The sequence below is a fragment of the Microvirga rosea genome (assembly GCF_020595095.1).
GTDB lineage: Bacteria > Pseudomonadota > Alphaproteobacteria > Rhizobiales > Beijerinckiaceae > Microvirga > Microvirga rosea.
In genome coordinates, this window is the sequence record NZ_JAJDOP010000004.1 from 430,911 (window position 1) to 454,336 (window position 23,426).

General features: G+C 63.1%; 28 protein-coding genes. 11 read left to right on the top strand and 17 right to left on the bottom strand.

Annotation, left to right across the window (positions count from 1 at the left end; all coding sequences use genetic code 11):
- Positions 1–19 precede the first annotated feature (19 nt).
- Positions 20–907 (bottom strand): branched-chain amino acid aminotransferase, encoded by an 888-nt coding sequence (locus LJD17_RS13560; protein WP_227384712.1) that lies wholly within the window; start codon positions 905–907, stop codon positions 20–22.
- A 162-nt stretch (positions 908–1,069) separates the two neighbouring features.
- Here LJD17_RS13560 and LJD17_RS13565 point away from each other — a divergent pair, with 162 nt between their 5' ends.
- From LJD17_RS13565 to LJD17_RS13575, 3 genes are read left to right on the top strand one after another with little or no spacing between them, the layout of a single operon-like run.
- On the top strand, positions 1,070–1,588 hold the full coding sequence (locus tag LJD17_RS13565) for a MarR family winged helix-turn-helix transcriptional regulator (protein WP_406600803.1): 519 nt from the start codon (positions 1,070–1,072) through the stop codon (positions 1,586–1,588).
- A gap of 14 nt (positions 1,589–1,602) precedes the next feature.
- A complete protein-coding gene (locus tag LJD17_RS13570) occupies positions 1,603–2,322 on the top strand; it encodes a response regulator (protein WP_227384713.1) in 720 nt (239 codons plus the stop codon).
- Complete coding sequence (locus LJD17_RS13575) at positions 2,319–3,677, top strand: ATP-binding protein (protein WP_406600804.1); 1,359 nt, start codon at positions 2,319–2,321, stop codon at positions 3,675–3,677. The genes LJD17_RS13570 and LJD17_RS13575 overlap by 4 nt, the downstream gene beginning before the upstream one ends.
- Before the next feature lie 11 nt (positions 3,678–3,688).
- Here the strand turns inward: LJD17_RS13575 and LJD17_RS13580 are convergent, their stop codons facing one another.
- From LJD17_RS13580 to LJD17_RS13600, 5 genes are all read right to left on the bottom strand, one after another.
- Positions 3,689–4,048, bottom strand: a complete 360-nt coding sequence (locus LJD17_RS13580; RefSeq protein WP_227384714.1) for a tRNA-binding protein — start codon at positions 4,046–4,048, stop codon at positions 3,689–3,691.
- Between the two features lie 26 nt (positions 4,049–4,074).
- Positions 4,075–4,773, bottom strand: coding sequence for a TetR/AcrR family transcriptional regulator (locus LJD17_RS13585; RefSeq protein ID WP_227384715.1), 699 nt, complete (start codon positions 4,771–4,773; stop codon positions 4,075–4,077).
- A gap of 59 nt (positions 4,774–4,832) precedes the next feature.
- A complete protein-coding gene (proC, locus tag LJD17_RS13590) occupies positions 4,833–5,660 on the bottom strand; it encodes a pyrroline-5-carboxylate reductase (protein WP_227384716.1) in 828 nt (275 codons plus the stop codon).
- 68 nt (positions 5,661–5,728) lie between these two features.
- Entirely contained in the window at positions 5,729–6,229 is a 501-nt protein-coding gene (locus LJD17_RS13595) for a type III secretion system chaperone family protein (RefSeq protein ID WP_227384717.1), read from the bottom strand.
- Positions 6,230–6,469: 240 nt separating this feature from the next.
- Positions 6,470–6,745: an accessory factor UbiK family protein gene (locus LJD17_RS13600; RefSeq protein ID WP_227384718.1), complete on the bottom strand. Its 276-nt coding sequence runs from the start codon at positions 6,743–6,745 to the stop codon at positions 6,470–6,472.
- Between the two features lie 137 nt (positions 6,746–6,882).
- Here LJD17_RS13600 and lgt point away from each other — a divergent pair, with 137 nt between their 5' ends.
- Genes lgt through pgeF form a run of 3 tightly spaced genes read left to right on the top strand, consistent with a single transcriptional unit; the run spans position 6,883 to position 9,613 of the window.
- Positions 6,883–7,749, top strand: a complete 867-nt coding sequence (lgt, locus tag LJD17_RS13605; protein WP_227384719.1) for a prolipoprotein diacylglyceryl transferase — start codon at positions 6,883–6,885, stop codon at positions 7,747–7,749.
- Positions 7,746–8,831 (top strand): class I SAM-dependent methyltransferase, encoded by a 1,086-nt coding sequence (locus LJD17_RS13610; protein ID WP_227384720.1) that lies wholly within the window; start codon positions 7,746–7,748, stop codon positions 8,829–8,831. Before lgt ends, LJD17_RS13610 begins: the two co-directional genes overlap by 4 nt.
- Positions 8,832–8,836: 5 nt before the next feature.
- Complete coding sequence (pgeF, locus tag LJD17_RS13615) at positions 8,837–9,613, top strand: peptidoglycan editing factor PgeF (protein WP_227384721.1); 777 nt, start codon at positions 8,837–8,839, stop codon at positions 9,611–9,613.
- Here pgeF and LJD17_RS13620 read toward each other — a convergent pair.
- Positions 9,594–10,373, bottom strand: coding sequence for an SDR family oxidoreductase (locus tag LJD17_RS13620; protein WP_227384722.1), 780 nt, complete (start codon positions 10,371–10,373; stop codon positions 9,594–9,596). The genes pgeF and LJD17_RS13620 overlap by 20 nt on opposite strands.
- 273 nt (positions 10,374–10,646) lie before the next feature.
- Between LJD17_RS13620 and LJD17_RS13625 the strand changes: the two genes are divergently transcribed.
- A complete protein-coding gene (locus LJD17_RS13625) occupies positions 10,647–11,333 on the top strand; it encodes an outer membrane protein (RefSeq protein WP_227384723.1) in 687 nt (228 codons plus the stop codon).
- 60 nt (positions 11,334–11,393) lie between these two features.
- On the opposite strand, the gene LJD17_RS13630 is transcribed toward LJD17_RS13625, so the two are convergent.
- The 10 genes from LJD17_RS13630 to uvrC all read right to left on the bottom strand — a co-directional run bounded on the left by LJD17_RS13630 (position 11,394) and on the right by uvrC (position 19,693).
- Positions 11,394–11,999 (bottom strand): glutathione S-transferase family protein, encoded by a 606-nt coding sequence (locus tag LJD17_RS13630; protein WP_227384724.1) that lies wholly within the window; start codon positions 11,997–11,999, stop codon positions 11,394–11,396.
- 66 nt (positions 12,000–12,065) lie between these two features.
- Positions 12,066–12,914 (bottom strand): 23S rRNA (adenine(2030)-N(6))-methyltransferase RlmJ, encoded by an 849-nt coding sequence (locus LJD17_RS13635; RefSeq protein ID WP_227384725.1) that lies wholly within the window; start codon positions 12,912–12,914, stop codon positions 12,066–12,068.
- 71 nt (positions 12,915–12,985) lie between these two features.
- The gene (locus tag LJD17_RS13640; RefSeq protein ID WP_227384726.1) at positions 12,986–13,654 is read right to left on the bottom strand and encodes a ribonuclease T2; all 669 of its coding nucleotides are present in this window, start codon (positions 13,652–13,654) and stop codon (positions 12,986–12,988) included.
- Positions 13,651–14,082, bottom strand: coding sequence for a hypothetical protein (locus tag LJD17_RS13645; RefSeq protein WP_227384727.1), 432 nt, complete (start codon positions 14,080–14,082; stop codon positions 13,651–13,653). The genes LJD17_RS13640 and LJD17_RS13645 overlap by 4 nt, the downstream gene beginning before the upstream one ends.
- Before the next feature lie 81 nt (positions 14,083–14,163).
- Positions 14,164–15,177 carry an extensin-like domain-containing protein gene (locus LJD17_RS13650; protein ID WP_227384728.1) on the bottom strand — a complete coding sequence of 338 codons (1,014 nt, stop codon included), beginning with the start codon at positions 15,175–15,177 and terminating at the stop codon, positions 14,164–14,166.
- A 538-nt stretch (positions 15,178–15,715) separates the two neighbouring features.
- Complete coding sequence (locus LJD17_RS13655; RefSeq protein ID WP_227384729.1) at positions 15,716–15,970, bottom strand: hypothetical protein; 255 nt, start codon at positions 15,968–15,970, stop codon at positions 15,716–15,718.
- A gap of 158 nt (positions 15,971–16,128) precedes the next feature.
- Positions 16,129–16,596, bottom strand: coding sequence for a molybdenum cofactor biosynthesis protein MoaE (locus LJD17_RS13660; RefSeq protein ID WP_227384730.1), 468 nt, complete (start codon positions 16,594–16,596; stop codon positions 16,129–16,131).
- Between the two features lie 17 nt (positions 16,597–16,613).
- The gene (gene moaD, locus LJD17_RS13665; protein WP_227384731.1) at positions 16,614–16,865 is read right to left on the bottom strand and encodes a molybdopterin converting factor subunit 1; all 252 of its coding nucleotides are present in this window, start codon (positions 16,863–16,865) and stop codon (positions 16,614–16,616) included.
- A gap of 7 nt (positions 16,866–16,872) precedes the next feature.
- On the bottom strand, positions 16,873–17,487 hold the full coding sequence (gene pgsA, locus LJD17_RS13670) for a CDP-diacylglycerol--glycerol-3-phosphate 3-phosphatidyltransferase (RefSeq protein ID WP_406600805.1): 615 nt from the start codon (positions 17,485–17,487) through the stop codon (positions 16,873–16,875).
- Positions 17,488–17,605: 118 nt separating this feature from the next.
- Complete coding sequence (gene uvrC / locus LJD17_RS13675) at positions 17,606–19,693, bottom strand: excinuclease ABC subunit UvrC (protein ID WP_227384733.1); 2,088 nt, start codon at positions 19,691–19,693, stop codon at positions 17,606–17,608.
- Positions 19,694–19,803: 110 nt separating this feature from the next.
- On the opposite strand from uvrC, the gene LJD17_RS13680 reads away from it, so the two are divergent.
- From LJD17_RS13680 to LJD17_RS13695, 4 genes are all read left to right on the top strand, one after another.
- On the top strand, positions 19,804–20,964 hold the full coding sequence (locus LJD17_RS13680) for a benzoate/H(+) symporter BenE family transporter (RefSeq protein WP_227384734.1): 1,161 nt from the start codon (positions 19,804–19,806) through the stop codon (positions 20,962–20,964).
- A gap of 64 nt (positions 20,965–21,028) precedes the next feature.
- Positions 21,029–21,544 carry a hypothetical protein gene (locus tag LJD17_RS13685; protein WP_227384735.1) on the top strand — a complete coding sequence of 172 codons (516 nt, stop codon included), beginning with the start codon at positions 21,029–21,031 and terminating at the stop codon, positions 21,542–21,544.
- A gap of 155 nt (positions 21,545–21,699) precedes the next feature.
- The gene (locus LJD17_RS13690; RefSeq protein ID WP_227384736.1) at positions 21,700–22,632 is read left to right on the top strand and encodes a ribose-phosphate pyrophosphokinase; all 933 of its coding nucleotides are present in this window, start codon (positions 21,700–21,702) and stop codon (positions 22,630–22,632) included.
- A gap of 117 nt (positions 22,633–22,749) precedes the next feature.
- Positions 22,750–23,400 carry a flavin reductase family protein gene (locus LJD17_RS13695; RefSeq protein ID WP_227384737.1) on the top strand — a complete coding sequence of 217 codons (651 nt, stop codon included), beginning with the start codon at positions 22,750–22,752 and terminating at the stop codon, positions 23,398–23,400.
- Positions 23,401–23,426 lie beyond the last annotated feature (26 nt).

Below are 23,426 nucleotides of genomic sequence, written 5' to 3' on the forward strand. Positions count from 1 at the left end.
TCGGTGCTTTATGAGTGCCTTACGCGGCTTTGGCCTTGGGCTGAACCTCGGCCTCGTAATCCTCCAGCAGGGTCTTGGTGAGAGCCCCCGGCTTGAAGGTGTAGGAGCCGATCTCGGCGACCGGTGTCACCTCGGCGGCGCTACCGGTGATGAAGCACTCGCTGAAGCCTGCCATTTCCTCGGGCATGATCCGGCGTTCTGCCACCTCGATGCCGCGCCGTTTGGCGAGATCGATCACGGTCCTGCGCGTGATGCCGTCCAGGAAGCAATCGGCGATGGGCGTGTGCAGAACCCCGTCCTTGATGAAGAACACGTTGGCGCCCGTGCACTCGGCCACCCGGCCCTGCCAGTCGAGCATGAGCGCATCCGCATAGCCCCTGCGCTCGGCCCGGTGCTTGGAGATCGTGCAGATCATGTAAAGACCGGCAGCTTTCGCCGTGGAGGGAGCCGTTGCCGGGTCGGGACGGCGATACTCGGCCATGTCGATCCGGATCCCCTTCATCTTCTGGGCCGGATCGAAATAGCTCGGCCATTCCCAGCTGGCGATGGCGAGATGGATCTTGTTGTGCTGAGCGGAGACGCCCATCATTTCAGATCCGCGCCAGGCCACCGGACGCAGATAGGCGTCCTTCTGGCCGTTCTTCTCGAGCACGAGGCGCTTGGCCGCATCGATCTCGGCCACGCTGAAGGGGATCTCGAAATCGAGGATCTGCGCGGATTTCTTCAAGCGTTCCGCGTGTTCGATGGACTTGAAGATCACGCCGCCATAGGCGCGCTCGCCCTCGAAAACGCTGGAGGCATAGTGAAGAGCATGGGTCAGCACATGAACCTGGGCGTCCTTCCACGGTACCAGCTGCCCGTCATACCAAATCCATCCATCACGTTGATCGAAGGGGGTACCGGACATGTGTCTTCTCCTGAAGGGCGACCATATGGCTCATCGGGGTCGCGAAATTTCCGATGCCGTTCCGCGCGGTTTCGAGTTCATTCATTTCGCGGAAGCGCCTTGACGAGTAACAATCGACTTGAGATATGTCAACAACGCTGACGTAAATAATGGACAGAGACGGTGCCAGACGCAATCCCGGTTCTACGATCCGCCAAGCCCGGCGCAGAGGCTTCCGCCGAACGCCCGGCCTATGATCTCATCGAGCTGTTCTTCTTCGCCTACCGCGACTTCGTCAGCGATCCGGACAGAATTCTGGACGAGTATGGCTTTGGTCGGGCGCATCACCGGGTCCTCCACTTCGTCGACCGCCAGCCGGGCCTGACCATCGCCGAGCTGCTCGACATCCTGCGCATCACCAAGCAGAGTCTGAACCGGGTGCTGAAGGAGCTGATCGAAAAACGTTTCATCGAAAGCCGGATGGGGACCTCTGACCGCCGCCAGCGGCTGCTCCATGTCACGCCGCAAGGCCATGATTTGGCCCTGAAGCTCGCCAAGTTGCAGACGCGGCGCATCGCGCGGGCGCTGACGGATCTGGATTCTGCTGCCAAGGAGAGCGTAACCCGCTATCTCCTGAGCCTCATCGACCCCGATGATCGAAGCCACGTGGAGCGCCTCGTGTTCGGAAGCGCGAAAGTCTGATAAAGCCGGAGCTTATGGAAGCCACACGTATCGATATCCCGGACCACGCTCCCCATATTCTCGTGGTCGACGATGACCGCCGCCTGCGCGATCTCCTGGCCCGTTTCCTCACCGAAAACGGCTATCGCATCACGACGGCGGAAAGCGCGAGCGATGCCAGGGCGAAAGCCGAGAACTTCGTGTTCGACGCCCTCGTCCTCGACGTCATGATGCCGGGAGAATCGGGCTTCGATTATGCCCGAAGCCTTCGGCAGACGTCTCAGATCCCCATCCTGATGCTCACGGCGCGGGCGGAAGCGGGCGACCGGGTCACAGGCCTCGAGATCGGGGCGGATGACTATCTTTCCAAGCCCTTCGAGCCACGGGAACTCCTGCTGCGCCTCGGCAACATTCTCAAGCGTGCCGCGCCTACGGAAGCTCCCGGGACGGCCGACATGCCTGAAATCGTTCGCTTCGGACCCTTCACCTACCGGTTCGATCGCGGCGAGCTCCGCAAGGATGACGAAATCGTCCGCATCACCGAACGCGAGCGGGAAATCCTCACCATCCTGGGGTCGCGCGCCGGCGACAACGTTCCCCGCGAGGAGCTCGGGGGCACGGGCCTTGCTGCCAATGAACGGACGGTCGACGTGCAGATCAACCGGTTGCGCCGCAAGATCGAGATCGATCCCGCCAACCCGATCTTCCTGCAGACCGTGCGCGGCATCGGCTATCGTCTCGTGATCGACCGATGAAATTCAGCCGCGCCCTGAAGCATTCTCCGTTCGATCTCGCCATGCGCTGGCTCGGGCGGATCCTGCCGAAGGGTCTGTATGCGCGCTCGCTGATCATCATCATCGCGCCGATCGTGCTGTTGCAGTCGGTCGCCGCCTACGTGTTCATGGAACGGCACTGGCAGCTCGTGACGCGGCGCCTGTCCTCCGCCGTCACGTCGGATATCGCGGCCCTCATCGACATCTACGAGAGTTATCCGCAGGATCGGGATGCGACGACGCTGGCCCGCATCGCGTCGGAACGCCTGCAGCTCGACGTGGATATCCTGCACGATACGGATCTGCCTCCCCCGGGCCCCAAACCGTTCTTTTCCATTCTCGACGAAGCCTTGTCGGAGGAGTTGCGGCGTCAGATCGACAGGCCGTACTGGATGGATACCGTCGGGCGCTCGAATTTCGTGGAGATCCGCGTCAAGCTTGATCCGACAACCGTCATGCGCGTTCTGACGCGCCGCAGCCAGGCCTATGCGTCGAACTCCCATATCTTCTTGGTGTGGATGGGTGGCTCGTCGCTGGTCCTGATGGGAATCGCGATCCTGTTCCTGCGCAACCAAATCCGCCCGATTCTGCGCCTCGCGGAAGCGGCCGAGGCGCTCGGCAAAGGACGGGAAATCGAGTTCCGCCCGCGCGGCGCCCGCGAGGTCCGACAGGCCGGTCATTCATTCCTCGAGATGAAGCGGCGCATCGAGCGAAACATCGAGCAGCGCACCACCATGCTGAACGGCGTCAGCCATGATCTGCGCACGATTCTCACCCGCTTCAAACTGTCCCTCGTGCTTCTGAAGCAGACGCCGGAGGTCGAGGACCTCAAACGCGACGTGGACGAGATGAGCCGCATGCTGGAAGGCTATCTGGCCTTCGCCCGGGGCGATACCGGCGAGCAGGCCGTCGCAACCGATCTGCGCCCGCTCCTCGAGGATCTCCAGACCGACGCCGAGCGCCAGGGCCACACGACAAGCCTCGACATCGTCGGCGATCCGATCGTCATCGTTCGTCCGGATGCCTTCCGGCGCCTCCTGTTCAACTTGGTCGCCAATGCGGCCCGGCACGGAGAAAAGATCCAGATCAGCGCCAATCACGAGACGCGCTGGCTCGTTCTTCATGTGGACGACGACGGACCGGGAATTCCCGCCGACCTGCGCGAGGAGGTTTTCAAGCCGTTCGTCCGGCTGGATGAAGCGCGCAATCAGGACGAGGGCGGCTCAGGTCTCGGCCTCGCCATCGCCCGCGATATCGCCCGCTCGCACGGGGGCGATATTTCCTTGGGGGACAGCCCGCTCGGAGGACTGCGCGCGACGGTGCGTCTCCCAGCGTAACGCGAGGCGCCTTAATACAGCCGCCCGCCGACAGGCACATCCCGGTCGGGACGGATCAGCATCACGTCGCCATTCGGATCCGGGACGCCGAGCGTCAGAACCTCCGACATGAACGGACCGATCTGCCGCGGAGGAAAATTGACGACCGCCAGAACCTGGCTGCCGACCAGGTCCTCCGGCGTATGGTTGATGGTGATCTGCGCGGACGAGCGCTTCGTGCCGATCTCTGGCCCGAAATCGATGGTGAGCTTGAATGCAGGTTTACGCGCCTGCGGGAAAGGCTCCGCAGCCACGATACGGCCGACGCGGATGTCGACTTTCAAAAAGTCGTCGAACGAGATCTGCGCCGGTCGCGTGCTTGCCTGATCCATGAATGTCCTGCCCTTGTCGAGGAATGCTAGATGGCGGCAGCCGGATTGCTGGCCTCGCCGTCATCCTTGCGCTTCGTGTAGCTTCTGGCCGAGCGGCGGTTTTCCATCAGGGCTCGGCCGGCGGCGCGGAACGGAGCGGTCAGCCGGCGCACGTCCTCCGCGCGTTCCAGGATCCTCTCGCCCCGACGCAGTTCCCGGTCGAGCCGGGCCATGGTCTTGGCCATCGCCGGATCGTCGTCCTCGAGCCAGGTCCGCAGGGTGTTGGCGTAAACCAGCGCCGCACCCTGGATCTTGAGCGTGCCGAGCGGGCCTTCCGTGGAAATCCCGGCGGCCGCGAGCATGAAGCGCTGGGAATTGAGCGCTTCCCGGTTCAAGGCCGCCAGGGCGAAGGGATCGAACTGCAGATCGCGCATGATGGTGCGAAGAGCGCTCTTGTAAGGGGCCAGAGCATCGAAGCGGCGCATGAACACATCGAAAATGCGCTCCCGTGCAGGCTCCTGGGCCAGGTCTTCGGTGGTTCCCTCCAGGACTTCCTTGTCGACCTGACGGGACAAGGCGCCGAGTACGGCACCCTTGGACGGAAAGAGGTCACGGAACTCCGCAAGGGACAGGTTGGCGGCCCGCGCCACATCGGCGATCTCGATCTCATCCCACCGCCGCTGAGCGGCAAGACCCATCAGGGCGTCGATAACTGCTTTGCGCTTGGATGAGACGTCCGCCGCCATGGCAACCTCCTGGCCGTGAATGGTACCTTGAAGCTAATGTAGGTTGCGCGCGCGCTTCGTCAGCCTGCCAGCTCCTCCGCACGCGTCTTTGCCGCAGCGACGGTGCTTTTCATCAGCGCCTTCAGGCCGCCGGGATCCGCCATGAGGACCTGCAGTCCGGCCGCCGTCGTGCCGCCGGGCGAGGTGACGTTCTGGCGGAGGGTTTCCGGCGACAATTCGCTCTGGAAAAGGAGCTCCCCCGCTCCTGTGACCGTGGCCCGGGCAAGCCGCTGCGCCAGATCCGCCGGCAGCCCCGCGGCGATCCCGGCTTCCGCGAGACATTCCACCAGATGAAAGACATAAGCCGGCCCGGAGCCGGACAAGGCCGTCACTGCATCGATGAGGTCCTCCGAGGGGAGCCACTCGACTACGCCGACGCTTTTCAGCAGGTTGTCGGCGACGAGGCGCTGGGCCTCCGAAACATCGTCGCTCGCGGCGGCCCCGGTGGCGCCGCGCCCGATGCTGGCGGGCAGATTGGGCATGGCCCGCACGACGGCATGGGCCGCAGGCAGCCGCTTGCGCAGATCACCGATGGTTTTGCCCGCAAGGATCGACACGATCAGCGTTTGCGGCCCAACAAGCCTGTTCAGGTCCTTGGCCGCGTCATCCAGCAGCTGTGGCTTTACGGCGAGAACCAGAACCTCCGGCGGCCGAGGCGCGGCAGGATTGAGAGCGATGCCCCGATCCCTGCAAAGGCGCTCCATGTCCTCGGACGGACGAGGATCGAGGATGGTGACGCCCGCCGGCGGCATTCCCTGAGCGAGCCATCCTTCCAGCATGGCGCCGCCCATCTTCCCCGCACCCAGCAAAACGAGAGAGGACGGCAGGTGCGATACGGATACGGACATGGAGGAGCCTTCAAGATGTTGCGGGCCCGAAATCTAGCGATCCCGGAGCCTCGCTGTCGAGGGCGGGCTCAGGCCTCGCCTTCCGTTTCGAACAAAACCGCGTCGAGGGCTTCCTTGGGGGATTTTCCGGCCCATACGACGAACTGGAAGGATTGGAAGTAGCGCTCACAGGCCTCCGCAGCGACGCGCAGCATGGTCTCGCACTGTCCGTGGGTCGGATCGGCTCCGCCCGCCAAAAGCAGGGCATGCCGGAACATCACGACGTTTTCCTTGCTCCAGAGATCGAAATGACCGACCCAGAGCTGCTCGTTGATGCGGGAAATGAGCTGGAGGACATCCTGGCGGCGCCGGTCCGGCACCTTCAGGTCGAAAGCGCAGGCGACATGAAGCGCCTCGACATCCTCGATCCAGGTAAAAGCAACGTGGTAATCGGCCCATTTACCGGAGACCGAAACCGACATCTCGTCAGCTTCGGCGCGATCGAAGATCCAGTCACGGAGGGAAGCCAGCCGCTCGACAACATCGAGCGGATGTTCCTGCCGATCAATTTCGATGTGAAGCTGAGACATTATCGTTCCATGAAATCTTGCCTGAATTATGCAAAGCACAACCAAGCAATGTCGTAACGTAAACTCGCATCAATTGTGGTTACCACTTCCGAATACATTCGATAACCGGAAGCTTTTCCCAAGTCGAAGCGAATCAACTCATGGATCGACAGTCTTAGATTTTGACTCCCGTCACAATGCGTCTGTCTGACCTTGTCCACAACAGGTGGCCCTGCGTCATCGACAAGGCTGTGGACGGCGTCACGCGGCCGGATTCTGAGGCGAGGTTTCGCCTAGCTTCGCCTCCAGGGTGGCAATCCGTGCCGCGAGGCGCTCGTTCTCCGCCCGGGCTTCAGACACCATCTCGCGAAGAACCTCGACCTCCTCGCGGGTCGCCACATCCATATCCTGGATAAAACGCTCGATCTGGCTCTTGACCACGCCCTCGACCTCTCGCCTTACGCCCTGGGCCGCACCGGCGGCATCTGTCGCGAGGCGGGCAAGTTCATCAAAAAGCCGGTTGGAGCTCTGAGTCATGGGTCTTTCCGTGATCATAAGGGCGGACAGGAATGCCGCATGGGCTCACACATGGGCGCTTTCGCCGCCGACCGCAACAGGGTTGACGATCCCGGCTTTGACGGTCCAATGGCAGAAAACGCACCAAGGCTTCCCGAATGCCTCTTTCCGGCCTCGCCTTCCCTCTTATCGATCCGATTGCCTTCTCGATCGGCCCCTTTGCGGTTCGCTGGTACGCCTTGGCCTATGTGGTCGGGCTTCTGGGAGGCTGGTTCTATGCGAAGCGCCTTGCGGCCCGGGCGGACCTCTGGACGCCCTCGCCCCAGCCGAAGCCGGTGGATATCGATGACCTGATCGTCTGGGTCGCGTTCGGCGTCGTCCTCGGCGGCCGGATCGGGTACGTCCTTTTCTACAACCTGGGCGCCTATCTGGCTCACCCGCTCGAAATCTTCGCCGTCTGGCGCGGCGGCATGTCGTTTCACGGCGGCTTCCTGGGTGCGGCCCTGGCCATCGTGCTTTTCGCCCGCTCTCGCGGCCTGAACGCCCTGACGCTCCTCGACCTTGCGTCGACGGTCGCGCCGATCGGCCTGTTCTTCGGCCGTATCGCCAACTTCATCAACGGCGAATTGTGGGGGCGTCCGGCTCCAGACTTTGCGTACGCCATCGTGTTTCCCCATGGCGGGCCGATCCCCAGGCATCCGAGCCAGCTCTACGAGGCCTTTGCCGAGGGGCTGGTCCTGTTCATCGTGATGGCGATCGCCGTCCGCCGCTTCGGCTTCCGCCGCCCCGGCCTCCTCGGAGGGATCTTCCTTCTCGGTTACGCGGTGGCGCGGATCGGCTGCGAGTTCTTCCGCGAACCGGACGAGCAGCTGGGCTTCCTGTTCGGCACCTCGGTTCCGTTCCTTGAAGGCGGCATCACGATGGGAATGGTTCTGTCCGTCCCCATGGCGCTTGCCGGAATCGTGACGATTGCCCTTGCGGTGCGGGGCCTGACCCGCCCCTCGACCGCTGCAAAGCCCGCGTGACCGCCTTCGCCGATACCCTGCGCAGCCTGATCGCCCTGGAGGGGCCGATCACGGTCGAGCGCTACATGGGCCTTTGCCTCGCCCATTATTACGGAACCCGGGATCCGCTTGGACAAAGGGGCGACTTCACGACGGCGCCGGAGATCAGCCAGATGTTCGGAGAGCTGATCGGCCTCTGGATGCTGGAGGTCTGGCATGGGATGGGACGCCCCGAGCGAATCCGGCTCGTCGAGCTCGGCCCCGGACGCGGCACCCTGATGGCGGATCTTCTGCGGGCCGCGCGCCTCATGCCGGACTTTCTCGCGGCGACCTCGGTCCATCTGGTGGAAACAAGCCCCGTTCTTCGAGAGCGCCAGAAGGCCGCCCTGGCCCAGTCGGGCACCGCCGTGACCTGGCATGACAGTTTCGACGATGTCCCCGGGGGACCTCTTCTGGTTGTCGCCAACGAGTTTTTCGACGCGCTGCCGGTCAGGCAATTTCTGGCAACGGACCGGGGCTGGTGCGAGCGCCTGGTCGGCCTCGACGGAGAAAGCCTGACCTTCGGCCTGAAGCCCGATCCGGAACGCGGCCTCGGCAATCCGATCAGGCGGGGCGATGTGCTGGAATGGCCGGCGGTCGCCCAGTCCCTCGTGCGAAGCCTGGCACAATGGATGGCGCGGGAGAGCGGCGCCGCGCTGATCATCGACTACGGCTATTGGGGGCCGGCCTTCCGGGACACGCTCCAGGCGATCAAGGGGCATAGCTACGCCGATCCTCTCACCGAGCCCGGCGAGGCGGACCTGACGACTCATGTGGACTTCCACCGCCTTGCGGAAACCGCCCTGCGCGAGAACGGCCGTGTGTACGGCATGGCCACCCAGGGGGATTTTCTTGAAGCGCTCGGCATCACGGCGCGGGCCTCCTCTCTCAGGCAGCGGGCGACACCGGCGCAGGCCGATGCCATCGACAAGGCCCTGGCGCGGCTGACGGAACGTGGCGCGAAGGGCATGGGGGAGCTCTTTAAGGTTTTGGCCCTAAGTCATTCCGGCCTCGAGACCGTTCCTGGATTGGCCCTCCACCCCCTCTCCCCGGCAAGGACCTGAAGCTCATGTTCGTCGAAGCCCCCGAACTCGCCACCTATCCCAATCTGAAGCATGCCTTCTTCACCCGGGAGGGCGGCGTATCCGAAGGGCTCTATGCATCCTTGAACGGCGGCCTCGGATCGTCCGACGACCCGGAAAAGGTTCGTGAGAACCGGCGGCGCATGGCGGAGGAACTGGAGGTCGAGCCCGATGCCCTGGTGAGTGTTCATCAGGTCCATTCTCCGGACGCGGTCGTGGTCGACGGCCCCTGGGCCGGCCAGCGGCCCAAGGCGGACGCCATGGTGACGGCTGTCCCGGGAATTGCCCTCGGCATCACCACGGCCGATTGCGGTCCGGTTCTGTTTGCAGATCCCCATGTGGGGATCATCGGCGCGGCTCATGCCGGGTGGCGGGGTGCGTTCACGGGGATTCTCGAGGCGACCCTCGAGGCGATGGTGAACCTCGGCGCGCGGCGGGACAAGATCGTGGCGGTGCTCGGCCCCACGATCAGCCAGGGGGCCTACGAGGTCGGTGGGGATTTCCGGGCGCGCTTCCTGGAACAGGACCCGCAGAACGAGAGCTTTTTCATCCCCAGCGAACGCCCGGACCATGCCATGTTCGACCTGCCCGGCTATATCGGCCGGAGGCTGGAAAAGGCCGGGATCGGGGAGTTCGCCAATCTGGGCCTGTGCACCTACGCAAACGAGGAGCATTTCTTCAGCTACCGGCGCTCCACTCAGCGCAATGAGCCGGATTACGGCCGGCTGATCTCGGCGATCACGCTCATTCCATCATACCTGTAACGTCGGGGGTTTCCCAGGCGAGGTGCTGTCCCCCGTCCACGGCGATCATCTGGCCGGTGACGCTCTGGGCACGGACCAGATACATCAGGGCGTCCGCGATATCGTCCGGAGTACTGCCCCGGCGGAGAAGCAGAGCCTCGGTCTGCTTGGCGAAATCCGCCTCCGCCTGTCTCGTGTTCGCCAAGGTGGGGCCCGGGCCGATGGCATTGACCCGGATGTGCGGGGCCAAGGCCTGCGCCATCGTCCGGGTTGCGCTGTAGAGAGCGGATTTCGTGAGCGAATAGGAAAAGAACTGCGGCGTCGGCTTCCACACCCGCTGGTCGACGATGTTGACGATCAGACCCTTTGCGCCGTTCGGCATCTGACGAGCAAAGTCCCCCGCCAGAAAAGCCGGCGCCCGCAGGTTGACCGCGAAGTGCCGGTCCCAGCGTTCCGGAGACAGGGTCAGAACCTCATCCGGCTCGAATTCCGACGCGCTGTTCACCAGAAGCGTCAAAGGTCCGATGGCGGTGCTTGCGGCAGCCAACAGACGAGCGACGGCGTGGAAATCCGAAAGGTCGGCCTGGACGACGCTGGCGCTCCCGCCGTTCTGACGGATCGCATCGGCAAGGGTTTCGGCTTCGTCCGTGGAACGGTTGCAATGGATGGCGACCGCGAACCCCTCCGCCGCGAGCCTTTCCACAAGACGCCGCCCGATCCGCCGCGCCCCACCGGTCACCAGCGCCGCCTCCCTCTTTATAGCATCTTGACGTGAGCTCACCGGAGAACTCTCCTCACTTTGGGCCCAAAATCACATTTCATCACTGCGTCTCGAACAAACTGGGCCGTCAAGCGTTTTGGGGATCAGGGGATGCCAAGGGGAAACAACAAGGCAGCTTCTGCCACATTGCTGTCACAGTGCCTTTCGGCGTTGTGGTGGACAAGTCACAGTCCTCACGAGGCTCTTACCCTATAAAGGATCCGTAGTCTGGCTCGGTCCGAGTCAATTGTGTGTTTGTGAATCGGGACCGGGAACGTCGAATAGGAAAGTATCATGAAAAAATTCCTTCTAGCCAGTGTGGCCCTTTTCGGTTTTGCCGGTGCTGCCTCCGCGGCGGATCTTCCCGCACGCGCTGCTCCCCCGGCTCCTATCGTTGCGGCGGTTCCGATCTTCACCTGGACCGGCTTCTACGTCGGTGTGAACGCCGGTTACGGCTGGAACACCAACAACAACGATCCGTTCTTCTATGATCCGCTGGTCGGATATTACGGCGGTGACAGCGGCAGCGACGGCGGCTTCGTCGGTGGTGGCCAGGTTGGCTACAACTACCAGATCGGCCAGTTCGTCATCGGTGTCGAAGGCGACGTTCAGTTCGCCGACCGCGGCGGCAGCAACCGCCTGCTCTATAGCCCGACCATCGGCTACTACTACGGCGGCAACGACTCCGACGATTGGTTCGGCACCGTCCGCGCCCGCGCCGGCTTTGCCTTCGATCGCGCGCTCATCTACGCCACCGGCGGTTTTGCCTTCAACGGCGATAACGGCGGCTGGGCCCTTGGTGGCGGTCTCGAATACGCCTTCACGAACAACCTGACCGCGAAGATCGAAGGTCTGTACGTGAACATCGACACGGGCAACAACAACAGCATCTACGGCCTCGGCTACTATGGCGGCGGCCGCAACAAGGATGAGTTCGGTGTTGTCCGCGCCGGTCTGAACTACAAGTTCTCGACCTACTAAGACTGATCTGCCACGGCAGAAACAAGAAGGCCCGGCGATCATCGCCGGGCCTTTCGTTTATCAGGCCGTCACGCGGGTTTTGGCGAAGGCCGGCACCCTCGCCTCGAAATCGGCGAGCCAGGCCACCAGCCTGGGATAGCTGTCGCGCCAGCGACCGCCCATGCGCAGATCGAGATAGCCGAGGGCACAAGCCAGCGCGATGTGACCCACATGAAGATCGGCCGCCGGCGTCGCGTAGTGGCCCTCGGCATAATCCAAAGCACGCTGGACCTTGCCGACCTGCAGTTCGACCCACTTGGGCTCGTGCCGCTCCGCCGGGCGGAACCGTCCTTCGTAGACCTGAAGCAGCGCCGCATCCATGATGCCGTCGGCAAGGGCCTGTTGCCGCAAAGCGAGAAATCGCTCGTCCCCGGCCGGATAGATCTTTCCGCCGCCGGCGAGATAATCGAGATACTCGATGATCACGCGGGAATCGTAGAGGGTTTCCCCGTTCTCCAGAACAAGGGTCGGTATCTTTCCGAGTGGATTTTGCTGGCGGATGGTGTCGTCCGGATTGGTCGTATCGGCGACGACAAGTTCAATGCGGTCCGACAGACCGAGCAACGAGGCGGCAATCTTGACTTTGCGGCCGAAGGGGGAAGCGGGAGACGTGCGAAGGATCAGCATGTGAGAAAACCTGGACAAAGATAACCGTGCTTTCATGACGATCCTGCCCGGTCGCCGCAACGGATTTCATGCGGCGGGTCCGAATGGCTCACAACGATAGCCCGCATAGCTCCCCCGCGAGAGCCGCTCTGCGAGGGCAGGCAGCAGGATCTCGGCCTCGTTCCGCAGAGCCCAGGGCGGATTGAATACGATGAGACCGCTTCCATTGAGGCGGGCCGGATCCCGTGGGTCGTCCACCAGCAGTTCAAGACGCAGCCCCGGCCTCGGGCTTTCCTGATCGAGCCGTTTCACGAGGGCGTCGACCGGACCAGAAGCCTTGATCGGGTACCAGCCGGCATAGACACCGGTCTCCCACTTCCTCAAAGCGGCAAGAATTTCCGTTCCCATGCGCTCGAGCTCGTTCGGCTGCTCGAACGGCGGGTCGATCAGAACGACGCCTCGCTTTTCCTTGGGCGGAATGAGCGCATGGAGCGCCGTCCAGCCATCGAGATGCATCACCTTCAGGTTGGAAACAGAATTGAAGCTCTCGTTCAGGACTTGGAAGTCGGCCGGATGCAGCTCCACGAAAACGCCGCGATCCTGCCGGCGCAGGAGCTCGCGCAGGATTCCCGGCGAGCCGGGATAGACGCTCGCTCCATGGCGCGCACGGACATCGCCAACAACCTTGCGGTAAGGCTCGAGCAAGGCTTCGACCTCCGGCGCGAACGCGGTGTCCAAACGCCCGATGCCGTCGACCCATTCGCCGGTGCGCCCCGCCTTGTCACCGGCAAGGTCGTAAAGCCCTAGGCCTGCATGGGTATCGATGACGCGCAGAGGCGTTTCCTTGCGCTGGAGATAGGTGAGGACCCGCACGAGGAGGACGTGTTTCATGACATCGGCGAAGTTGCCGGCATGGAAGGCATGGCGATAGTTCATGGACGATCTAAAGCACGTTCACGACGTGTGCGAAACCATCATGGTTCTCATGCCATCAAAGGACCGCGGACCTAGCGCGGTGCCGGAACCGCGATCTGTCCCGCGCGGCATCCGTCCTCGTTGACCTCCGGGCATTGGCGAAAGCCGCGCAGGTCCTTGTCGAGGCAGATACGGATCTCCTGAAAGACCCGGCGGCCGCAGGATACCGACATCATCTCCGGTCTCAGCCCCGGATTGGCGTTGGCGAAGGCCCGCTCGATCTCGATGGGCATGACGTGGGTTTCCGCCTGCGGACCTTTCAGTCCATCCGGAATCTGAACCCGATCTCGCGCCTTTCGCACAAGCGCGAAGTACTCGCTGGGGCTGACCCCGGAGCAAGTGCCGTGCTTGCGCCACTGATAACGGGCAAGGTTCGAGTCCGGATAAAGACCGTCGATCTGATCGATCACCGCTCGCGGAACGAAGCGTCCTTGCGGCTCGCAGAAGGTGGGATAGCCGCGATCCGATTGCGGCCACAGGCCATGGATCACGAAGCCGAGGCCGTTCCCGTCCTCGCATTGCTTACGCTCGCTTCCACGGGCGCCGACTTCGCAGAATCCCGGTGACCATGACAGGGCAAGGACATAGAAATCGAAGGCCCCGGTCGGCGCGCCCCGCGCCTCCTGCATCGGCTGGGCGGTGGCCGGAAAGGCAGTGAAGAGCCAGGCACCCGCAACAGCAAGGCGCCAGGCCGGCCTCACGGCTGCGCCTGCTTGCACAATGGCGCGTAGGCGTAGTTGCGGTCGAGCCCGACGACGCACCATTCCGTTCCCCAGCCGAAGCCGAGGAACCCGAGCTTCTCCCGGACCGAGTAGTTGATCCGGCGCTTATAGCCATCGGAAACGATCACGGTCCCGGTGCAATAGCGACGGGGGATATAATCCAGTCCCCAGGGGCGCCACGAGGTCTCGCCCAGCTGCTCGAAGGCGACGATCGTCAGGGACGAGGACCAGAAGCGGCTTTCGCGGGTCGAGAAATCCTGGGAGATCTGGCCGAGGACCGACGGATCCGAACATGACGGAAGGGAAGCGCTATAGGAATGGTCCCGCCGCTCGGCCGGGGTAATTTCGCGAGCCAACGCCGGTGCGCTCAACAGCACGCAAGAAACCAAAGCCGCCAGCCACTTCATCGCAATGCTCCAACAGATCCCGTGATCGTTTTGAGGACCATGTAAGCGCCGGCGCAGAACGTCAAGGCTCCGCTTCTCGCTTTAGTAGATTCCGGTACCGTTCAGGGGGAGCGGCTCGCCCGGCCCCGGCAGGCGGGCTGAAGGGGGAATGGCGGTCTGGTTGATCGGACGTGGCGCCGGCGACGCCGGATATCCGCCCGATCCCGGCAGGTTCGCGAATTCGCCCGCTCCCGGAGCTTGTGCCGACGAATAAGGGCGATTTGCCCCCATCAGGGGAGCGGCGCCGGCCGCAGGCCCCGGCGCGGAGCCCGCCGCATAGTCGCCCTCGGGAAGATCCTGCTCCATGTCGATCGGCGCAAGATCCCCGGTTGGCGCGGGGTTCGTCTCGGCAAAGCGGCTGCGCTCCGGATCGATCCGGGCCTCGAACTTCAGAATCGGCTTGCAGATGCGCCGGGTGCCCCGTGGGTCGTGCCGGGCGAGATCGATATGAAGGTGGTCGTAGTGAAAGGCGTCGGAGCCTGGGCCCAGTACGGTGTTGAAATAGCGGCATGCGCCGACGAACACCTCACGGAGGAATTCCTGCTCTGCGGGTTCACCCTTCCAGCCCTTCGCGACGGCGATTTCCCGGCCGTCGGCAAGCACGAAAGCCATGACGTCGAGCGCATTGCCGAACGCATGCTCGGATACCTTCGCGCCGCGCTGATTGTTGCGCGGGCGGCACGAATAGGAGCCTGCCTTCAGATCCACGACCGGGACGCCGAAATACAACGTGGCTGCGGGCTTGACGATCTCGTCGATCCACGTGTCGATCCGGGGGATGATCGGGCAGGCCAGGGTTACTTTCGATTTGAGACCGACGGACCCGTTGTTGAAGGCTGAAACCTTGAAGGGGTGATCCATGCCGCACACCCCTGGCCCATCGATCTTGGAGGACAGGGCCATATAGGCGGAAGGCTGGACGAGGCGTTGAGCCAAGCAGGCCTCCTCGGCCTGGGCGCGCCAGGGCTCGCGCTGTTCGAACCGGAACAGACCGCATCCCGTGACACCGAGCCCAACCATCGATAGGGCAAAAAACGCAACTAACCCACGACGCATGCGGGGAAATTACCAAGCCGGACGTAAACATTCCGTCAACACTTCACACCGCAGGGCTAAAGTTTTTAAGTAAGCATTACAGACGTAAAAGTAAGAAAAAGGGTCGATCTTCGAAATACATTGAGAATAAACTTCGTTATCAGCCGGTATAATTGTGAAGATTTTCCCGTTCAAAACGGAACGCAACTTTTTCAAGTCTGCCCGGTCGAAAAATTCCGTTGTCCGGTCAAGCCTTTAGGATCTGGTATACCAGTGCCCGGGCGGTTTTCCAGAATTTCCATTGCACCGACCGCTTTTCATATACTTAAGGCTTTGTTAACGTACCCCTCTATTCAGACAGGGGATTCCCATGAACCTGACGTCGAATTTGGATAAGGCTTCCAAGCTCAACATCGCAGCGGTCTGCGTGTCTCTCGCATTCATCTGCGCCATTGTCGTCGGGGTGTTCTAGAGGAAGCTTTGATCGGTCATTGTAAGCCGACAATCGCCTCGCCCACGAGTTTCAAAGAACCCGCCGCCGGACCTTCCGGCGGCGTTTTCATGAGTCGAGACAGGGTGTTTCGCTGAAGGCCCAGGACGTTACGTTGATCTCCATCCGGCATTGGGCCAGACGCGGTCCGTCCGCCGTTCTGAGACAGACCTTCTCCCCGACCGGGAACATCTTTCCCCCTGCCCTGCAATAGCAATCGAGAGGGTTGTGGTTCGGGGCCTGTGCTTGAGCGGTATTCGTCCGCTCGGCAGCGCCGGACCCACCGGCAAGAAACAAGCTCAAGGCGATGGCGACGTAACGCATGAGAGCACCTCCGTCGATCCCTTCTGATTTGAGGGTCTACCTATGGTGATGCCTCGTCAAGCGGGATATGGAACAGGCAGGAGAAGCGCGCGAGAGGGCGTCGGCGCATCCCCATCGCCAGGCATCCGCGAACCGATTTGAGCGCGCATCCGTAGGGTTCAGCCCTGTGTCCGTTCCCAGCGCTCCAACGCCGCGTCGTCCCGCGCGGCGGCCTCGACCCAGGCGCCTTTCGTTCCGTCACGCAGATGCTCGCGTTTCCAGAACGGAGCGTTGGTCTTCAGGTAATCCATCAGGAAGGACGCCGCGGAGAAGGCCGCCTCGCGATGGGCGGAAGCGGTGAGAACCAATACGATGTCCTCCCCGGGCCGGATCATGCCGTGGCGGTGGATCACGGTCAGCCCGAGAAGCGGCCAGCGTTCCCCGGCCATCTCGGCGATCCGCCGGATCTCCGCTTCGGCCATGCCCGGATAATGCTCGAGTTCGAGGGCAGACAATCGCCCTCCCTCGTCGCGGCACAATCCGACGAAGCTGACGACGGCGCCGATATCGGCACGCCGAGCCGTCAGGAGAGCCGTCTCGCGGGCCGTGTCGAAAGGATCGGCCTGAATCTGGATGGTGACGCTCACGTCTGTCCTTGCGAAGATCAGCCGCCGGTCATTGGCGGGAAGAAGGCGATCTCTCGCGCTCCCGCAATGACACGATCGGGCTTGGCGTGGACATGATCGATGGCGGCGCGCACGATCTCTTCGTTCTCGAAGGCGTATTCGTATTCCTCGCCGCGGGTTTTGAGCCAGCGCACGAGATCGGAGACGGTCTCGATACCCTCCGGCAATTCCACGGTCTCGTCCGTCCGGCCGATGCGCTCACGCACCCAGGCGAAGTAAACGAGCTTCATGGCCGCCCTACCCTTCATCGATCATATGATGGATTCCGGTCTTCAGATAATCCCAACCGGTATAGATGGTGAGGATCGCGGAAACCCATAACAGGATCGTTCCGATCAGGACCGTGCCCGGCAGGACCGTTTCGCCGGCGGGCCCGGCGATCAGGAATCCGACGGCCACGAGCTGCGCGGTGGTCTTCCACTTGGCGACCCGGCTGACCGGAACGCCAACCTTCAGTTCGGCCAGGAATTCCCTGAGCCCGGAGACCAGGATCTCCCGGCAGAGAATGACGATGGCAGCCCACAAGGACCAGCTCTGAATCGTCTTGTCGGCAACCAGCATCAACAGGCATGCCGCAACGAGCAGCTTGTCGGCGATGGGATCGAGCATCCGTCCGAGGGCGGATTGCTGCGCGTACGCGCGCGCCACATAGCCGTCCAGGTAGTCCGTGATTCCCGCAATGGCGAAAACCGCCAGGGCGGCCCAGCGGGACCAATGATCCTCCGGCCAGAACAGAAGGCCGACGACCGCCGGCACGGCCACCAGCCGGCCGTAGGTCAGCATGTTGGCAAGGTTGAAGGCCTTCGACCGGCGCATGGAGGAGGCTGTGCTCATGATACAGGCAGGAAGCATGCCGAAGGCGGCCCCGTCAACCTGACTCCGGCATGCCCGATCGCCTGCAGGCTGCGAAAAGCGATGTTTCCCGGCCTTTGCGGCGCCTTTATCGAGGGATCGTGATGAAACAGTTTTCTCATCCCTTGTCGTGGAAGAAATCGTAAACGGCCCGCGCGGTCGCCGCATTGACGCCCGGTGCCTTCATCAGATCTTCGAGAGCCGCCCGCTGGATGGCCTTGACGGTCCCGAAATGATGCAGCAGCGCGCGCTTGCGGGTCGGCCCGATGCCGGCGATTTCGTCGAGCGGGTTTTTCACCATCTCACGCTTGCGCTTTGCCCGATGGGCGCCGATGGCGAAGCGATGCGCTTCGTCCCGCAGGCGCTGCACGAAGTAGAGCGCCGGATCGCGCGGCGGCATCTTGAAAGCAGGCTGGTCGGGCTTGAAGAAGGTTTCCCTTCCGGCATCCCGGTCCCGCCCTTTGGCGATACCGATGACGGCCACGTCCTGCTCGCTCACGCCGACCTCGGCGAGAGCCTGCCGGGCAGCCTCCAGTTGTCCCTTGCCGCCATCGATCAGGATCAGATCGGGCCAGGCCGGAAAGCTGTCGTCATCGGGAGCCTCGTACTCCCCTTGTGCCGCATCGGGAAGACCGGTGGCGGGTGTCTCGGAAATGACCGCCAGGGCGCCCTCCCCGTCCCCGCTCTCGCGGGAGGCGGAGGAGCGCGGTTCCTCCTTCACGAGGCGCGCGAAGCGCCGCTGCAGCATCTCCCGCATCATGCCGTAATCGTCGCCGGGCTTGAGGTCCTCGGACTTCATGTTGAAGGTCCGGTAATGCTGCTTCATGAAGCCGCTCGCGCCCGCAACGATCATCGCCCCTACCGCATTGGTCCCCATGATGTGGGAGTTGTCATAGACCTCGACGCGCCGCGGAGCGCGGGGCAATCCGAAAGCCTGCCCGAGGGATACGAGGAGCTTCTGCTGGGATGTCGTGTCGGCGAGACGCCGCCCGAGAGCCTCCTTGGCATTGCGCTGCACATAATCGATGAGCTGCCGCCGCTCGCCCCGCTGGGGCGCATGGATCTCGACCTTCGTCTCCGCGCGGGTCGAGAGCGCCGCCGCCATGAGTTCGGCATCCTCGATCTCGTGGGACAGGAGGATCAGGCGCGGCGCCGGCTTGTCGTCATAAAACTGGGCGACGAAGGACGACAGAACCTCCTCGGGGTTCATCGATTTGTCGGCCTTCGGAAAATAGGCGCGATTGCCCCAGTTCTGCCAGTTGCGGAAGAAGAAGACCTCCACGCAGAACTGACCGGCCTGCTCGTCGAGCGCGAACACGTCCGCCTCTTCCACGGACTGGGTGTTGATGCCCTGAACGCCCTGAATGGCGGAAAGCGCGGCCAACCGGTCCCGGCACCGGGCCGCCCTCTCGAATTCGAGCTCTTCGGCCGCTTCCTGCATCTCCGCGGTGATGCGAGCCTTCACCGCGTTGGACTTGCCCGAAAGGAAGGCCCGCGCCTCATCGGCCAAGGAGGCGTATTCCTCCGCCGTGATCTCTTTCGTGCAGGGGCCCGAGCAGCGCTTGATTTGAAACAGCAGGCAAGGGCGCGTGCGGTTTTCGTAATAACTGTCGTTGCAGGAGCGCAGAAGGAATGCGCGCTGAAGCGCGTTGATGGTGCGGTTCACGGCCCAGACGCTGGCGAATGGACCGTAATAATCCCCCTTGCGCTTGCGGGCGCCGCGATGCTTGACGAGCTGCGGGGCCTCATGGTCGCCGGTCAGGAGGATGTAGGGGAGCGACTTGTCGTCCCGCATCAGGACGTTGTAGCGAGGCCGAAGCTGCTTGATGAGATTGGCTTCCAGCAGCAGGGCTTCGGTTTCGGTCGCAGTGGTGACGAACTCCATCGAGGCCGTTTCGCCGATCATGCGGGCGATCCGGTTCGAATGGGCCTGCCCCCGGGCATAGGAGCCGACACGGGCCTTCAGGCTCTTGGCCTTGCCGACATAGAGCACGTCCCCCTTGGCATCGAGCATCCGGTAGACGCCGGGCGCCTGAGGCAGGGTCGTCCAGAAGCGCCGGATGACCTCCGTTCCCTTGTGAACGGAGTTGGGGTTGGCTTCGAGGTCGAACTCCACATCGGAGCCGCTCTCGAGAGCAGTCCCTTCCTCGTCGTCCTCGTTCTCCAGAATATCGGGGGGAACGTCGTTGTATGTATTGCGACTCATAGGACAGATTTAAGGATTCAGGATTCCCGAGGGAAGAGCCGCGACAGACTGGCAAGAAGAGGCCGGCCGAATTAAACCGCTAAGCTCCGAACCATTATCGGATTCGCCCCATGCGCCTCTCGATCATTTCATCCGCCGTCATTGCGGCCCTCGTCGGGTTCGGCAGCACGATCGCCATCATCATCGCCGCGGCCCACGCGGTGGGAGCCGATGCGGCGCAGACAACCTCTTGGGTCGCCGCCCTTTGCCTGAGCATGGCGGCGACGAGCGGCTTCCTGAGTGTCCGGTACCGTATTCCCGTGGTCACGGCGTGGTCGACGCCCGGAGCGGCGCTCATCGCAGCCTCGAGCGGCATCTCGGTAAACGCGGCCGTGGGCGCCTTTCTTCTGGCAGGAGCGCTCATCGTCCTCGCCGCGGCCTTCAAGCCCTTCGGCCGGCTGATCGAGAAAATCCCGACGGCGATCGCGGCGGCCATGTTGGCGGGGATCCTGATCCGCTTCGTGATGGCGGTGTTCGAGAGCGCGCAAGGCGCCCCAAAGCTGGTCCTGCCGCTGGTGGCCATCTTCCTGGTCGCCCGACTGTTCAATCCTGCCCTGGCCGTGCTGGCCGTCCTGTTCATTGGCCTCGGCCTCGCGTTCGGCAACGGCTCGGCCCATCTGCCCGCCACCGGAATCGATCCTTCGTCGCTGGTGTTCGTCCCCCCTGTCTTCGAACCTACCGTGCTGATCGGCCTGGGCCTGCCGCTCTTTCTGGTGACGATGGCATCGCAGAACCTGCCCGGCTTTGCGGTGCTCCGCGCCTCCGGCTATACGCCGCCTTCGCGGCCAATCCTGGCCGTCACCGGCCTCGCATCCGTCGTCAGCGCCCTCTTCGGCGCCCACACGAGCAATCTGGCCGCCATCTCGGCGGCCATCTGCACCGGTCCGGACACCCATCCGGATCCTCGCAAGCGTTGGCTCGTGGGGCCCTTCTATGCCTTGTCCTACCTGCTTTTCGCCGTGTTCAGCGGCGGCCTGATCGCCCTGATGGCGGCTTTGCCGCCGGAGCTGATCAAGACGGTGGCGGGGCTTGCCCTGATGGGTGCTTTCACTGGAGCCCTGAGTTCCGCCCTTTCCGACGAGTTCAAGCGTTTTCCGGCGGTTCTCACCCTGGCGGTGACCGCTTCGGGCCTGTCCCTGTTCGGGATCGGCTCCGCCTTCTGGGGCCTCGCGGCCGGACTCGTGGCCCTCGCCCTCGACGAAGCGGCCTTGCGGATGCGCAAACACCCCTGATCTGGACGTGGAGAGCCGTTAAGCTTAATACTCTGTTACCAAAACAGAGGTTGGAGGGGGGCTCATGGCTCGGATCAAGCAGACTGGACAGATGGCTGCCGTGGCGATGACCATGCTGCTCGGCGCGTGCCAGACCGATTCCCTCTCCTCCGGCTCGCCCGAGGGCGTTCCGATCGCCCTCGAGAGCATCGACGGCGCCGCACCCCCGGTTCGTACGGCCCTGATCAACGAGCTCACCACCGCCGCGGCCGACCGGAAGGTCGCGCTAGTCGGATCGACGGCCGAGGCCCGCTATCGGGTGCGCGGCTATCTGTCCACCCAGACCGTGAAGGGCGAGACCAAGGTTGCCTATGTGTGGGACGTGTTCGATTCGGAGAACAGGCGTGCCAAGCGCCTTGAGGGGACAAGCCCCGCCAAGGTTGCGGGCAAGGCCATATCCGCGTCCGACAAGGAGGCTCTCGCCAAGCTGGCTAGCGCCAGCATGGACGAAATCGCTCAATTTCTGAGCGATGCCCGCTCCGGCGCCCCGATCCGGACGGCGGCGGCCAGCATCGACGGCGAGGCTGTTGCGGCGCAGTAACGGACGGCGAACAACGCAGAAAAGCGTCGAACTGCGGCTTTGCGTGTATTGTGACGGTTTCCTATCGCTGCTAAGACGCAAGCGCCTTGCCGCACAAGGGCAACAACGTCACGCGGGAGGCTCATCAGGTCACTCTTAGAGCCAAAGATGCGTTCATGAAGCTTGTCGCGGGAAATTCCAACCGTCCGCTGGCAGAGGCCATCTCCGCCTACCTCAACGTTCCGCTCGCCAGATGTCAGGTGAAGCGCTTCGCCGACATGGAAGTGTTCGTCGAAATCCAGGAAAACGTGCGCGGCGAGGACGTGTTCGTGATCCAGTCGACGTCGTTTCCGGCAAACGACCACCTGATGGAACTGCTCATTATCATCGATGCGCTGCGCCGCTCCTCGGCCCGGCGCATCACGGCGGTGATCCCCTATTTCGGCTATGCCCGCCAGGACCGTAAACCCGGCCCTCGCACCCCGATCTCGGCCAAGCTGGTCTCCAACCTCATCACCCATGCGGGCGCCGACCGGGTGCTGACTCTCGATCTCCACGCGGGGCAGATCCAGGGCTTCTTCGACATTCCGGTCGACAACCTCTTCGCCGCGCCGATCATGGCCCGCGATGTGAAGGAACGTCTCGACGGCGGCGACCGCATGGTGGTCTCCCCGGATGTCGGCGGCGTGGTGCGCGCCAGGGCCCTGGCCAAGCGGATCGATGCGCCGCTCGCCATCGTCGACAAGCGCCGCGAACGGCCAGGTGAGTCGGAGGTGATGAACATCATCGGCGACGTCCATGGCCGCTCCTGCATCCTTCTGGACGACATCGTCGATTCGGGTGGGACCCTGGTGAACGCGGCGGATGCTCTCTTGGCCAACGGCGCCAAGGAGGTCTATGCCTATATCACCCACGGCGTCCTCTCGGGCGGCGCCGTCTCGCGCATCGCGAATTCCAAGCTCAAGGAGCTCGTGATCACGGACTCGATCATGCCGACCGAGGCCGTGAAGGTCGCCCACAACATCCGCGTCGTGCCGATCGCCCAGCTGATGGGCGAAGCCATCGGCCGCACCGCCACGGAAAGCTCGGTGTCGAGCCTGTTCGACTAGGAATACATCCGAAGGATTGGGCCTGACGCTTCGGCCGCCGCCGAAGCGTTCAGCATCGTCAAGCTCATCTGGTCCGCCTATGTTCCGTTGCATCATATCAACGGAACATAGGTAACCATGATTTGCCCTCCCGATGCCGCTATTCCCTCGCACCGCGTGATTGAGCCGCCGGTTCTCTATGTCGGGACGCCGGTCGCCCTGATTACGACCCTGAATTTCGACGGCACTCCCAACATTTCGCCCATGTCATCCGCCTGGGCGTTGAACGACCGGGTCGTTCTTGGAATGGCGACCGGAGGGCAAGGGAGCGAAAATGCGATTCGCGAGGGCGAATGCGTCATTAATTTCGCCCCTGCCGACCTGTGGGAGAAGGTTGAACGCCTCGCCCGAACGACAGGTCGCGATCCGGTTCCCGCATACAAGGCCGCTTCAGGTTACCATCATGAGCCGCGCAAGTTCGAGGCGGCGGGCCTTACGCCCCTTCCCTCGGACCTTGTCCGCCCGCCGCGCATTGCCGAATGCCCGCTGCAATTCGAGGCCCGCATCGTGGCCGCCCATGCGCCGGGCGGAGGCCCTTGGGAGATCGGCTGCGAACATTCCTTCGCAATCATCGAGACAAAGGTCGAGCGCGTGCACGCCCATGACGACGTGACGATTGCGGGAACGAATTATATCGACGTCAGCCGCTGGCAGCCCCTGCTCTACGTCTTCAGGCATTATGTGGCATCAGGCACGGATCTTGGGCGCACGTTCAAGGCACAGGTCTGACCCGTCAGGTCCTGATGGGAACGCTC